The sequence below is a fragment of the Vibrio sp. JCM 18905 genome (genome assembly GCF_055393305.1).
On the sequence record NZ_AP043880.1, the window covers coordinates 383879 to 397394 of the forward strand.

13 protein-coding genes are annotated in these 13516 nt (G+C 46.6%); 4 read left to right on the forward strand and 9 right to left on the reverse strand.

Annotated elements, in window-relative coordinates; all coding sequences use genetic code 11:
• The first annotated feature begins 8 nt into the window (after nucleotides 1–8).
• From ACZ5ZC_RS18400 to ACZ5ZC_RS18410, 3 genes are all read left to right on the forward strand, one after another.
• Entirely contained in the window at nucleotides 9–383 is a 375-nt protein-coding gene (locus tag ACZ5ZC_RS18400; protein ID WP_005395414.1) for a VanZ family protein, read from the forward strand.
• Nucleotides 384–404: 21 nt separating this feature from the next.
• The gene (locus ACZ5ZC_RS18405) at nucleotides 405–1040 is read left to right on the forward strand and encodes a TetR/AcrR family transcriptional regulator (RefSeq protein ID WP_258680379.1); all 636 of its coding nucleotides are present in this window, start codon (nucleotides 405–407) and stop codon (nucleotides 1038–1040) included.
• Nucleotides 1041–1184: 144 nt separating this feature from the next.
• Nucleotides 1185–2141 (forward strand): acetyltransferase, encoded by a 957-nt coding sequence (locus ACZ5ZC_RS18410; protein WP_104969882.1) that lies wholly within the window; start codon nucleotides 1185–1187, stop codon nucleotides 2139–2141.
• Nucleotides 2142–2214: 73 nt separating this feature from the next.
• Here ACZ5ZC_RS18410 and ACZ5ZC_RS18415 read toward each other — a convergent pair whose 3' ends face one another.
• The 5 genes from ACZ5ZC_RS18415 to ACZ5ZC_RS18435 all read right to left on the reverse strand — a co-directional run bounded on the left by ACZ5ZC_RS18415 (nucleotide 2215) and on the right by ACZ5ZC_RS18435 (nucleotide 6664).
• A complete protein-coding gene (locus ACZ5ZC_RS18415; RefSeq protein ID WP_047010262.1) occupies nucleotides 2215–3360 on the reverse strand; it encodes a murein hydrolase activator EnvC family protein in 1146 nt (381 codons plus the stop codon).
• Between the two features lie 25 nt (nucleotides 3361–3385).
• A complete protein-coding gene (gene cysE / locus ACZ5ZC_RS18420; RefSeq protein ID WP_005395410.1) occupies nucleotides 3386–4207 on the reverse strand; it encodes a serine O-acetyltransferase in 822 nt (273 codons plus the stop codon).
• A 78-nt stretch (nucleotides 4208–4285) separates the two neighbouring features.
• Nucleotides 4286–5323 (reverse strand): NAD(P)H-dependent glycerol-3-phosphate dehydrogenase, encoded by a 1038-nt coding sequence (gene gpsA, locus ACZ5ZC_RS18425; RefSeq protein WP_006743122.1) that lies wholly within the window; start codon nucleotides 5321–5323, stop codon nucleotides 4286–4288.
• A 195-nt stretch (nucleotides 5324–5518) separates the two neighbouring features.
• Nucleotides 5519–5983 (reverse strand): protein-export chaperone SecB, encoded by a 465-nt coding sequence (gene secB / locus ACZ5ZC_RS18430; RefSeq protein WP_005395400.1) that lies wholly within the window; start codon nucleotides 5981–5983, stop codon nucleotides 5519–5521.
• A gap of 246 nt (nucleotides 5984–6229) precedes the next feature.
• The gene (locus ACZ5ZC_RS18435; RefSeq protein WP_005395399.1) at nucleotides 6230–6664 is read right to left on the reverse strand and encodes a rhodanese-like domain-containing protein; all 435 of its coding nucleotides are present in this window, start codon (nucleotides 6662–6664) and stop codon (nucleotides 6230–6232) included.
• 547 nt (nucleotides 6665–7211) lie between these two features.
• Between ACZ5ZC_RS18435 and gpmM the strand changes: the two genes are divergently transcribed.
• Nucleotides 7212–8744 carry a 2,3-bisphosphoglycerate-independent phosphoglycerate mutase gene (gene gpmM, locus ACZ5ZC_RS18440; protein ID WP_005395398.1) on the forward strand — a complete coding sequence of 511 codons (1533 nt, stop codon included), beginning with the start codon at nucleotides 7212–7214 and terminating at the stop codon, nucleotides 8742–8744.
• 82 nt (nucleotides 8745–8826) lie between these two features.
• On the opposite strand, the gene ACZ5ZC_RS18445 is transcribed toward gpmM, so the two are convergent.
• The 4 genes from ACZ5ZC_RS18445 to rsgA all read right to left on the reverse strand — a co-directional run bounded on the left by ACZ5ZC_RS18445 (nucleotide 8827) and on the right by rsgA (nucleotide 13468).
• Nucleotides 8827–9714 (reverse strand): DMT family transporter, encoded by an 888-nt coding sequence (locus ACZ5ZC_RS18445; protein ID WP_150918205.1) that lies wholly within the window; start codon nucleotides 9712–9714, stop codon nucleotides 8827–8829.
• Nucleotides 9715–9846: 132 nt separating this feature from the next.
• The gene (locus ACZ5ZC_RS18450; RefSeq protein ID WP_012841332.1) at nucleotides 9847–11262 is read right to left on the reverse strand and encodes an SLC13 family permease; all 1416 of its coding nucleotides are present in this window, start codon (nucleotides 11260–11262) and stop codon (nucleotides 9847–9849) included.
• Between the two features lie 167 nt (nucleotides 11263–11429).
• Nucleotides 11430–12287 carry an archaetidylserine decarboxylase gene (gene asd, locus ACZ5ZC_RS18455; protein ID WP_054868153.1) on the reverse strand — a complete coding sequence of 286 codons (858 nt, stop codon included), beginning with the start codon at nucleotides 12285–12287 and terminating at the stop codon, nucleotides 11430–11432.
• 116 nt (nucleotides 12288–12403) lie between these two features.
• Nucleotides 12404–13468, reverse strand: a complete 1065-nt coding sequence (gene rsgA / locus ACZ5ZC_RS18460) for a small ribosomal subunit biogenesis GTPase RsgA (protein ID WP_005395388.1) — start codon at nucleotides 13466–13468, stop codon at nucleotides 12404–12406.
• Between the last annotated feature and the right edge of the window lie 48 nt (nucleotides 13469–13516).

The following is a 13516-nucleotide window of genomic DNA, read 5'->3' on the forward strand; positions in this document are numbered from 1 at the left end:
GATATTCAATGAACTTGGCTGCTGCACGTTTGGTCATTCTCAGCTACGCAATACTGATCGCTTACTTATCGTTGAGCTCGGGCGAGTTGCAAGATTGGGGCAACATTGCGTATCTTGATAAAATGCAGCACGCCATGGCGTACAGCGGATTTGCGTTTTTAGGTTGCTTTTGCGTGTGGCGTTGGCGTCAACGTTGGGCGGTGGCGATTGGTATCTTATTATTTAGTGCTGCCATCGAATGGCTACAAGGGTATGTCGGCAGACAAACCTCTTGGTTAGACCTTGTCGCCAACTCAACGGGTATTCTAACTGGTCTGTTATGTTACCGTATTTGGAGCCTCTATCGACCTAGGTTGGTGAAGTCGCTATACTCGATTCGTTAATGAAGAGGGAACACGATAACAATGAAAACGCGCGACAAAATCGTCTACGCGGCACTGGAGTTGTTCAACCAACATGGTGAGCGCAACATCACCACCAATCACATTGCCGATTACATCGAAATTAGCCCTGGTAATCTGTATTACCACTTCCGCAATAAGCAAGAAATCGTTCGTGAGATCTTTGCGCTTTATTCAGCAGAACTTTTAGAAAGATTTACCCCTATTCAAGGTTCGCAAGAGAGCCTGACTATGCTGAAGAGCTACCTAGACTCTATTTTTACCTTGATGTGGAAATACCGCTTTTTCTACGCAAACCTACCAGAAATCTTGTCACGAGATGAACAGCTACACGAGCAGTACATCGATGTGCAAGAGAAGCTGCAAGCGAACCTCATTGCGATCATGCAAGAGTTTGTATCGCTAAAGCTGCTTAATGTTGATCAACAGCAGTTGAAGTCACTGGTGTGTACGTTGCATTTGATTGCGTGTAGCTGGTTGGCGTATCAATCTGCAATGGCTTCGAAAACCAGCATCACTGAGCAAATGGTGAAGCAAGGGATGTTGCAGATGCTTAATGTCGTTAAGCCATTAGCAACTGAGCAGGGCTTAGAGCAGCTACTGTTATTGGAAGATGCGGTCAGCAATCTACACAGTTAAACGCCAAACTGCTTAATATTTCGAGAGTCACTCTCATTTTCGAGTCGTGGCTCGAGTTGACTTGTCAAATATGCCACGCACAATAGTCCTCATACCGTTCAGCCCTCTCTGGGATATGACTCTCGATAAAGGAACTATCGCTCCATGAATTACGACATTTTTAATGGCGATGCTGATGGCATCATTGCGCTTCTACAATTACGCTTGGCTGATCCTATCGAGGCTCAGTTAATTACTGGTGTAAAGCGCGACATCAAGCTGGTGGAAAAAGTAGACGTGCAAGCGGGTGATGAGCTAACGGTGTTAGACATTTCGATGGAAAAGAACATGGTAGGCCTAGAGCAAGCATTGGCTCAAGGCGCGCACGTGTTTTACGCCGATCACCATAAGGCGGGTGATATTCCTCAGCATGGCAACTTGGATGCGCACATCGATCTCGATGCCAACATGTGTACGGCTTTAATTGTCGATCAATTGCTAAATGGACGTTTTCACACATGGGCGATTACGGCGGCTTATGGCGATAACATGATCGCGAAAGCAGATGAATTGGCTGACAAGGTCGGATTGTCACACGATCAGAAAGCGCAGCTTAAAGAGCTTGGCACTTTGATTAATTACAACGGTTACGGTTCGAAAGTGGATGACTTACATTTCCATCCTGCGGATTTGTACCAAGCCTTGCTGAAGTACACGTCGCCATTTGATGTAATTGAAGATAAAACTTCGCCTTACTACCAACTGCAGTCTGCTTACCAACAAGATATGGATGCCGCTCTGGCAGTGCCTGCCACGCATGAGAGCGGTAAGCTAAAGCTGTTCGAGCTACCAAACACGGCCGCATCACGTCGAATCAGCGGTGTGTATGGCAACTGGCTGGCAAATCAAAACCCAGATTCTGCTCATGCAGTACTCACCGAAAATGCAGATGGCACTTACACGGTCTCTCTACGTGCCCCGTTGAACAACAAACAAGGCGCCGTTGCCGTGTGTGGACAGTTTCCAACTGGTGGCGGCCGAGAAGCGGCGGCAGGCATCAACACATTAAGCAAAGATGATGTAAGTGCTTTTATTGATGCGGTAGAAACGTACTACGCATAGCATTTGCCAAAATATGAATACAAAAAAGGAGCCGAGTGGCTCCTTTTTTATTATAAGTCGATGAGTCAGATAATCAGCGCTTCAACCAAGATTTCGGGTTTTGCGCTTCACTGTTGCGGCGAATTTCGAAGTAGAGTGATGCGCGATCTTGCCCGCCAGTATCACCCGCAAGAGCGATCACTTCGCCAGCGGTCACGCGATCGCCTTCTTTTTTCGTCAACGCTTGGTTGTAGCCGTAGAGCGTCATGTCGCCTTTGCCGTGGTCAAGCAATACCACTAAGCCATACCCGCGTAAATACTCAGCAAATACGACAGTCCCCGGATAAACGGCTTTCACTTGTTGACCGTAATTGGCCGCAAGCACCATTCCCTTCCAGTTTACTTGCCCGGTTTGGCGAGTACCGAAGTTGTGTAATACACGACCTTTGAGTGGCCATGGCAGTTTACCGCGCTGTTTGCCCAGTCCGTCCATTGGCACGGCATTACGCTTAGCCGCTTTGGCGATCTCGGCTTTTAGGCGTGTTTCGTTGCGCTGCAGTTCAGCAAGGTAGCGTTTATCGTTCTTGATACTGCTCTGAATTTTATTCAGGGTTTGCTTACGTTTGGATTGTGTACTTGCCAGCGCCGTACGTTTCTCAGATTGCTGTTTGAGTAACGTCTCGATTTGCTCTTTTTCTAGCTCAAGCTGGTTTTTGTTGTGTGCCAATTCTTGAGTGGTTTTGGTGATTGCATCAATCACTTCCGCACGCGCTTTGGCTAAGTGCTGGAAGTATTGACTCATGCGGTCTTCTTCCACACCTTGATTCAACAAGTGACCATTGGCTTTCGCTCGTTCGGTCACGTAATACGTTTGCAGCAACTGTTTGAGCTCTTCCTCTTGCTCTTGGCGCTGCGCTTCTTGCAAGGCAATTTTCTCTTCTAGCTTGTCTATGTTTTTGTCTGCTTGTGCCAGCTCAGATTTGGTTTGTCTTATTTCGCGTTCAAGTTTAGAAATGCCAAGTTCTTGCTCCTTGAGCGATTTTTGTAGCTCATTGAGTTGCTTTTCTTGGGAAGAGAGAGATTTGCGTTGACGGCTTATCTCACTTGATACGCCTTTGAGCTCTTGTTGACTAGCGGCAGAAGAGGTGAGGGGATATGTGGCAGATAAAGCACAAGTTAATAAAATAGCCGAGCGTAGAACAGGGTGATTTTGTTTTCGCACTTGAGATTTACCTACCACGTTGTTGTCAAAGGTTTGTTGACGATTAAATACCATCTCCATGGATAAAGCTTTGTGATTTACCATTAAAGCCTTGATCCATATCGAGAGAAGGTTTGTCCGTTTTTGGACGACCGACGATTTTCGCAGGAACCCCCGCCACGGTTGTGTGTGGTGGTACTGCTTGCAATACCACAGAGCAAGAGCCGATTTTCGCGCCTTCGCCCACTTCGATATTGCCAAGAATTTTTGCACCTGCACCAATCATCACACCTTCACGGATTTTCGGGTGACGATCGCCGCACTCTTTACCCGTACCGCCTAAGGTAACGTCTTGTAGAATTGAGACGTCATTATCGATAACTGCAGTTTCACCGATGACAATACCCGTTGCGTGGTCGAGCATTATGCCGCTACCAATGCGTGCTGCCGGGTGAATGTCTACCTGACACGCAACCGAAATTTGGTTTTGCAGGTAGGTGGCCAGTGCATGGCGCCCTTGTTTCCATAGCCAGTTTGCCACGCGGTAGCCTTGCAGAGCGTGGTAGCCCTTTAAGTACAGCAGCGGCATAGAGTACATCGAAACTGCAGGGTCGCGATTAACCGTGGCACAAATGTCACAAGCGGCACAATCGGTAATGGTTGGGTCGGCAGAGAACGCTTCTTCTACCACTTCACGTACTGCCATTGCTGGCATCGATGCCGTGTTTAACTTGTTTGCCAAAATGTAGCTGAGCGCGGCACAGAAACTTTCATGCTTGATGATGGTGGCATGGTAAAAGCTGGCCAGCATTGGCTCTTGCTCTGACATTTCGCGGGCTTCTGAGACAATTCTGTTCCAGACTTTTTGTTTTTCGCAGTGTTTCATTCTCAATATCCTGAGTGGTTCTTCCGTGACCCGACAACTTCTATTCTTCTCAGATGAGGTGCGAAGGGGCGTAGAGTGCTACTTTCCTTCGGCTTTTTTGTCACGAGCAAGTAAATCTTGCGCTGCCAGGCGTGCATCCTTCCCTTGATACAATACTTGATAAATTTGATCAACAATTGGCATCTCAACACCCATGCGTTGAGAGAGCATCCATACTTCTTTCGTGTTGCGGTAGCCTTCTACGACTTGGCCAATTTCTTCTTGTGCCGTGTCGACGTCTTTACCTTGACCTAGCGCTAAACCAAAGCGGCGGTTACGTGATTGGTTGTCGGTACACGTTAGGACAAGGTCGCCTAAACCAGCCATACCCATGAAGGTTTCTGGTTTTGCACCAAGCGCAGCACCAAGACGACTCATTTCGGCCAAACCACGAGTAATCAATGCAGTACGCGCGTTGGCTCCAAAACCGATGCCGTCAGACATACCTGCACCAATTGCGATAACGTTTTTCACCGCGCCGCCCAATTGCATGCCGATAAAGTCACTATTGGCGTACACGCGGAAGGTTTTGCTGCAGTGGATTTTTTCTTGTAGGTCAGCGACAAATTCAGCATCTGGAGAAGCAACTGAAATTGCAGTAGGCATGCCCATCGCGAGCTCTTTGGCGAACGTTGGGCCAGACAATACAGCCAGTGAGTAGTTTTCACCGATAATGTCATAAGCGACGTCTTTCAGCAGACGACCCGTTTCTGGCTCAAGACCTTTGGTTGCCCAGCAGATACGAGAGTCTTCACGTAAGAAAGGCTTACAGCTGTTCAGCACGATGCCAAAAACATGGCTTGGAACCACAACCAATAAATCTCGGCTTGCTTGTACGGCTTTTTCTAAATCCGATTCAATGATCAAGCTTTCAGGGAAATCAACACCAGGTAAGAAAGCGTGGTTCGCGCGATCCGCTTCTAAACGTGCCATGTGCTCAGGCTCGTGTCCCCAAAGGACTACGTTCGCGCCGTTACGAGCGAGTGAGATCGCCAGAGAGGTACCGTATGAACCTGCGCCAATCACCGTCATTGCGATGTCTTTACCGTAAGCATTGTTTGTATTTGCTTGTGTCATGCTACCGCCTAATTGTCTTTCTACTAGTAGAATCTAGTTCCTAATCGTCAAATTTTACGCCTTCTGGCGATTAGGAACTAGGAACTTTTGTCAGAAATAAAAAATGCACATTGCATCGGATGGTAGACGCTCTGTGCATTTTATTAGAGTCGGTGACGTCAGCACTCAGGCTATTCGTCACTTACAAAACGTGAATTACGCTTCAGCTTCGCCTTGTTGAGCTTGCTGTTGTAGGTAGTTCATGAATAGCGCGTCGAAGTTAACTGGCGCTAGGTTCAGTTGAGGGAACGTACCTTTAACTACTAGGCTTGAGATAGTTTCACGAGCATATGGGAATAGGATGTTCGGGCAGAATGCGCCTAGGCAATGTGCTAGTTGGCCTGCTTCCATTTGCTCAGCAGTGAAGATACCACCTTGTTGAACTTCACATAGGAACGCTGTTTCTTCTTCGTTCTTCACAGTTACAGTTAGACGTAGAACCACTTCGTAAACGCCTTCACCAAGCTCACGGCTTTGAGTGTCTAGGTCTAGTTTAACGTCTGGGTTCCATTCTTTTTGGAAGATTACTGGAGAGTTTGGCGCTTCGAAAGAAACGTCTTTTAGGAAGATGCGTTGAATTGCGAAGTTTTGTTGTGCTTCTTGAGGTGCTGCTTCAGCCATTTTTTAATCCTTAAATAAATATTTGTAGAGCCTAGAAACGTCTAAACTCAGAAAACTGGTATGTCCCGAGACTAACTGAGCCAATCTACCTTGACTAGATGAAGCGTGTATTACGTGCAAAGCGTCACAACTTAATGCTTCAACTGCTTTCAATTTGCTCAGTTTATTATCCACGAAGCTTGGCAAAAACACGCTTGGTGCGTACCTTGTATTTTGCCTCTGCCACGTTATCGAAGCTGCCGGGTATTACTTTTTACCACGTACTAAAGGCAGGTTCGCTTCGTTCCATGCAATCAAGCCGTTCTTCAGTAGGCTTACTTTTTCAAAGCCTGCTTTTACTAATAGGTTCGCGCTTTCTTGAGCGTTTTGCCCTGTCTTGCATACCACAATGATTGGGTCTGATTTGTGGTTTTCAAGGCTACCAAAGTTACCCGCTTTGATATCTGACGGTAAAATGTGAAGTGAGTCGGTGATATGACCTTTTTTGAACTCGTCCTTTGTGCGGATATCCACTACAACGCCGTTTTCACGGTTCATAAGATGAGTCAGTTGGTTTACGTTGATTTCTTTGTATGCGGCCGTCGCTGACTTCACGATGTTCATGATAAAGGCGACAAGAAGACCTACCCAAACCAAAGATAGAATCATGTTCTGTTGGAAAAATTCAATGTACTCTTGCATGTCTTGAGCTCTTACGCTGTTGGCGGAAAAATAAAGCAGGAGTATAGCGGGGTTAAGCCTCTTAGGCGAGAGGGTTAAAATTTTCTAACGAATAATTGAGATCTCTATAAACCCTTTATGTTATTGCCATCCGTGCCTTGGACTATGGTGGCTTGATTGTTTTTGCCTATTGGATTTATCGACTTAAGTGACTTTTGTTTTACCGAAAAAAGCGAACAATAGGTACTAACCAATCTTGTTCGATAATGCTTTAAATAAGCGCTGTTTCAGGTGCAAAAACAAGAATCAGAAGCGTAAGAAAACCGAACCTAGACTGGGGTGTACAAAGCGTATTAGGAATGACTATGCTTGTGGAACACGTTTGTCGGCACTGACTCGTTGTTCGCTTAACTTGTAAGATAGCAACAATAAATCGCAAACATTATTTGATCTTAACCTACAGTTTTGGTTAAAAAGTGTAGTAAAATTACGCTAGTTTTGTTTCAAGGTTAGATAGGGCAGCGAGGCCCTACGCCAAAAGTTACTTAAATTTGATGAGGTCATCACTATGTCAGCTAAGAAGCCACTGGCTCTAGTTATCCTTGACGGTTACGGTTACCGTGAAGACACAGCAAGTAACGCAATTGCGAATGCGAAAACACCAGTAATGGATGCTCTGATTGCGAATAACCCACACACTCTAATCTCTGCTTCAGGCATGGATGTTGGCCTTCCTGATGGTCAAATGGGTAACTCAGAAGTTGGTCACACTAACATTGGCGCAGGTCGCGTTGTATACCAAGATCTAACTCGTATCACTAAATCGATCGCTGACGGTGAGTTTGCTGAAACACCAGCGCTTGTTGAAGCAGTTGATGCTGCTGTTAAAGCAGAGAAAGCGGTACACATCATGGGTCTGATGTCTCCAGGTGGCGTACACTCTCATGAAGACCATATCTACGCAGCGGTTGAAATGGCAGCGGCTCGTGGCGCTGAGAAAATCTACCTACACTGTTTCCTAGACGGTCGTGACACGCCACCACGTAGTGCTGAAAACTCGCTACAACGTTTCCAAGATCTATTCGCGAAACTAGGTAAAGGTCGTGTTGCTTCTCTAGTAGGTCGCTACTACGCTATGGACCGTGACAACAACTGGGATCGCGTTCAAGTGGCTTACGATCTTCTGACTCAAGCGAAAGCTGAGTTTACAGCAGAAACCGCCGTTGCTGGTCTAGAAGCCGCTTACGCTCGTGAAGAGAACGATGAGTTCGTGAAAGCGACTGCAATTAAAGCGGAAGGCGAAGAAGACGCAATCATGCAAGACGGTGATGCGGTTATCTTCATGAACTACCGTGCTGACCGTGCTCGTCAAATCACTCGCGCATTCGTGCCTGACTTTGATGGTTTTGAGCGTGCGGTATTCCCGGCAGTTAACTTCGTTATGTTGACTCAATACGCGGCAGATATCCCTCTAGCAATCGCATTCCCACCAGCGTCTCTAGAAAACACGTACGGTGAGTGGCTGTCTAAGCAAGGTCAAACTCAGCTACGTATCTCTGAAACAGAGAAATACGCACACGTGACTTTCTTCTTCAACGGCGGTGTTGAAAACGAATTTGAAGGCGAAGAGCGCCAGCTTGTTGCTTCTCCAAAAGTAGCCACTTACGACCTTCAGCCAGAAATGAGCTCCCCTGAGCTTACAGAGAAACTGGTTGCGGCGATCAAGTCTGGTAAGTTCGACACTATCATCTGTAACTACCCGAACGCAGATATGGTTGGTCACACTGGCGTTTACGAAGCAGCTGAGAAAGCAATCGAAGCGCTAGATGAAAGTGTTGGCAAAGTAGTTGAAGCAATCAAAGAAGTTGGCGGTCAGCTACTGATCACTGCGGACCACGGTAACGCAGAAATGATGGTTGACCCAGAAACGGGTGGTACTCACACAGCGCACACTAACCTACCGGTTCCTCTTATTTACGTAGGTGATAAAGCGGTTGAGTTCAAAGAAGGCGGCAAACTGTCTGACCTTGCACCAACCATGCTTTCTCTAGCAGGTCTAGAAATCCCAGCAGAAATGACGGGTGAAGTGCTAGTTAAATAATTAACTAACTGCTCAGAATGACAAAAGCCCGAGTTTAAACTCGGGCTTTTTTGTATCTGGCAACAAGGGCTGGTCTGTAAGGTTATTGAACCAAAATGCCAGCACCAATCACAGCTAGGGCTGCGCCCAACCATGCAAATCGGTTTGGTCGGCGTTTAGTGTAAATCCAGAGTAGCGGTAGCAACATAATTGGCGTGGTTGAAGATAGCAGTGCAACCATACCTACATTTCCTTCTTGCAGTGCGTATAAGATCAGCGTCATGCCGACGGCCATCGCCAAGAAACCGTTAAGCGCAGTAATACCAAATATTCGCCAAGTAATGTGTTGTGTCGAGCGAGCGATTTTGACCCCCAGAACTAACAACATGCTGTGGGCGAAAAATGCACTGATCATTCGAATAGCAGAAGCCGCAACGGGGTCAATGCTGGTTTGCATTACTGGCTTGGCGATGATGCCGCCCAATGCTTGGCACATTGCTGCGGTTAAGCCAAGTCCAATGCCCACCCAGATGTTACCTTTAATTTCTTCCAAGACGTTATTCACTTGGCCTCTTCGACCAAAGAATATCGCCATCACCACGCCGCTAAATACCAATGATGCGCCCAGTAGTTCTATTGTGGTCATGACTTCACTAAATAAGAAGTAGCCCAAAATGGCCGAGAATACCGCATGGCAGGAAAACAGTAGTCCGGCTTGTCTTGGTCCCATACGATTCAAGCACGCAAACAGAGCGGTATCACCGATGAAAATTCCAATCAGACCCGACGCCATCATTGGCGTTACATGTTCCCAAGAAACCGTTAACCAGCCGCCAGTTATCCAGGCCATTGTTGATAAGATCACGGCCGTACAGCCCATGCGCCAGCGGCTGTAAGAAAAAGCGCCTAGGTGTTGTGCAGGAATGACAGAAATAAGGCTAGAAACTGCCCACAGAAAAGCGGCACATAAAGCAAGCCATTCGTAACCCATGATGTGTCGACGTCCTTGTAGAGTAGAGGAGTCTTAATATGCACGAAATTTAATGGATGTAAAAGTTGCTCTGTGAGGGCAATAGCTGGCGAACAGCTCCATGACAACAAGCTCTGTCACGGAGCTTATCGATTAAAACAGCACCAGAACTGCGCCATACACGATAAATAGACCAATCAAACCAAGAATCAGCCCCACTTTCGCCATGTCTTTGCTCTCGATTAGGCCTGTTGAATAAGCCAAAGAGTTTGGTGGCGTGGAAACCGGTAAGATCATGCCAAGTGATGCGGAGAATGCGACGACAACCAGTAAACCTTGTAGGCCACCAACCGCAATAAGGCTTGGCATGGATGTACCAATAGCGGCAGCAATAGGCATTAATAAGTTTGCCGTTGCGGTATTAGACATAAAGTTCGCCATTAACCAACATACTACCGATAGGGCAAAGACAACGGCAAATGGTGATAGTAAGCTGTAATCAATGGCGTGTGCCAATGCTTCGGCTAAACCCGTTTTGTCTAAGGCAATACCAATTGCGATACCACCAGCAACCAGCCATAGCACGTCCCAGTTAATCAGCTTGAGTTCTTCTTTTCCCATAATGCCCGTTAACGTGAACACCGCCAGCGGGATAATCGCAACAACATACGTGTTCATGCCGTGCACTTTTGTCGTCATCCAAAGCACAATGGTTAGTGCAAAAGTGATGTAGACGACGATCGCGCGCCAGCTCTTTTTGAACGTACCATCCAGCTTTAGTTTCATTTCTGGTTCGCTGGACGGAAACAGCTTCTGCAACAAAAACCAAGCAACAGTGAGTTGTATCAGCACAAATGGTAGGCCCATTGTCATCCAGGATAAGAAGTCTATGGCGTTTTCTCCGGTGAGGTATTGGAGCGCTATTGCGTTAGGTGGCGTGCCTATCGGAGTTGCAATGCCGCCAGTATTCGCGGCAATTGGAATGCACAGCACCAGCGCTTTAATCCCTAGATCCCCTTTAGGTGCAGAAGCGACGATTGGACCGAGCAGCGCCAACATCATGACCGTCGTGGCAGTGTTGGACATGAACATTGAAAAAACGGCGGTAATGAGCATCAAACCCAGCATGATGAACTTAGGTTGTGTGCCGAATGGTTTTAGTAGTACTCGGGCGAGATTGTTGTCGAGTTCGTATTTGGAAGCTGCGATGGCGAGGGCAAACCCACCCATAAAAAGAATAATGATCGGTGAAGAGAAGGCCGAGAAAATATCTGTGTAAGCAATTAACTCTCCCAAATCATGCCCCGCTGGTGGATTGCGAAATAGATGCAAACCTTTATCCGATATCATGATCAGTTCAAGAGCGATAATAAGAATGGACGTAGCAAAAACGGGGACCGGCTCAAGAACCCAAAGTAGGGCAGCAAGAAGAAAAATAGCCAACAGGCGATGCTGAATTAAAGTGAGATCATCAATAGGAATAGCATCAATCGGCATCATCAAAACACCGAGCGGAATTAAAAAGCATACCAGCAATTTCGCCAGCGTGTTTACACTCATCTTTGGCATTGGCTGCCCCTCTAAATATTCATCCTAAGCGCAGGATAATTGATTGTGGAATGAAGGTCTTAGAGGCAGGTATGAGTTTGAGAAATAGAGGCTAAATTTTGAACGGAATTTTGCTTTTTATCAATAAAAAGAGCCCTTGAGAAAGGGCTCTTTTAACGGGGTTTTGCTTATTTTTTCAAGGCGTAAGGTGTGCCCATTACGGTTGGCTTACCGTTTTCCATACTTGCGTCAAACTCAATCGCGTCTTTGGCAAACAGGTTAATAACAGTAGAACCCAGTTTGAAGCGGCCCATCTCTTCGCCTTTTTTCAAGATCACGGCCTTGTCACCCTCAGCTGGGTAATCCCATTTGTAGACAGTATTGCCACGAGGCGGAGTGATCGTGCCAGCCCACACTTGCTCAATGCTGCCAACAATTGTCGCACCAACAAGTACTTGTGCCATTGGACCAAACTCAGTGTCAAAGATACACACCACACGCTCGTTACGTGCGAATAGATTTGGAACGTTTTCTGCCGTAAGTGGGTTTACCGAGAACAGGTCACCAGGCACGTAAATCATTCGGCGCAGTGTGCCGTCACACGGCATGTGTACACGATGGTAATCGCGCGGAGACAGGTACAGCGTGGCAAAAGATCCATCTTTAAATTCGTTTGCTAAATTCGCGTCACCGCCCAGCAGTTCTTGCGCTGAGAAGTGATGACCTTTTGCTTGGATAAGTTGACCATCTTCAATAGGGCCAAATTGGCTAACACAAGCGTCGGCTGGGTGAGTGATGACGTTTTCGCCTTCAGAAATTGGGCGTGCGCCCTCTTTTAGCTCACGAACGAAAAACTCGTTGAACGTTTTAAAATGCTTAGGATCTGAGTGCTTCGCCTCATCCATGTTCACATTGTATTGTTTGATAAACCAACGAATAACTGCTGTTGTTAGACCGCTAGCTTTTGCTGAAGCCAGTTTACCCATTAGGCGAGTGAGGCCGTGTTGTGGGATCCAGTACTGCAGTCCAACTTTAAACTTGTCCATCTTTAATTCCGATACTTCTGTTAGATTCGCGCTTTAGGGCGCGTGATGTTACTGAAATTTAATTTGCTTGTCAGTATTAGGTGAAGACTTTTTACACAGTTACAGTCTTAACTTAATTACAGATCGGCTTTCTTATTGCGTGAATACTGACGGTTTGCTTTGTTTTCAACCATGCTTTCCAAAATGCGATGGTAGTTTTCAAAGCGAGTTTCGTTGATTTCCCCTTTCTCAACAGCTTCACGTAGAAGGCAGCCAGGGTCGTCATTGTGCTTACAATCTCTGAACTTACAACCGCCTAAGTATGGTCGGAATTCAACGAATGCTTTCGTTACTTCTTCTGCTTCCAAATGCCAAAGCCCAAATTCACGCACTCCAGGCGAGTCGATCAAGTCGCCACCCGTCGGAATATGATACAAGCGCGCTGCTGTCGTGGTGTGTTGGCCTAAACCTGAGTTCTCGGAAACTTCGCCTTCTTCCACTTCGCTCTCTAGTTCCGGCATTAACGCGTTGACTAAGCTAGATTTCCCTACGCCTGATTGACCAACAAAGATATTAATTCGGTCACGCAGCAGGGTTTCTAGTTCAGCAATGCCTTCTCCAGACTTCTTGCTGACCAGAAGCACTTTATAGCCAATGCGTTCATATTCTTTGAGCCATTCTTCATACATTGCACGATCATCGGCTTCTAGAAGATCGACTTTGTTTAAGACCAGCAATGGTGCGATATTCAGTGTTTCTGATGCTACGAGGTAACGGTCAATAATATTCAGTGATAGCTCGGGCAGTACCGAGGAGACAATGACCATTTGATCAATATTGGCAGCTACGGGCTTTAGGCCATCGTAGTAATCTGGACGAGTGAGCACTGAAGAACGAGGTTCTACCGCTTCAACAACGCCAGAAATGCCAGCCATAGACTCCAAGCCTTCGCGCCATAAAACTCGATCGCCAGATACTAAAGATTCGATACCACGGCGAAGGTTACAGCGTTGAATCTCGCCTGTTTCAAGGTCTTCAATATCCGCATGCTGGCCAAAACGAGTGATCACTAGACCTTGTTTGCTTGCGCCTAGCATGTTTTCATCCCACTGGATGGACTCTTCTTGCTTTTTTAAACGCTTTTGTTGGTTGCTGCGTACGCGTCGCACTTGACCTTTGGTTAACTTTTTCTTCTTTGCCACAATTCTGTACTTTATGTGAATTTACTCAAATGGTTGAGCCGTGATCTT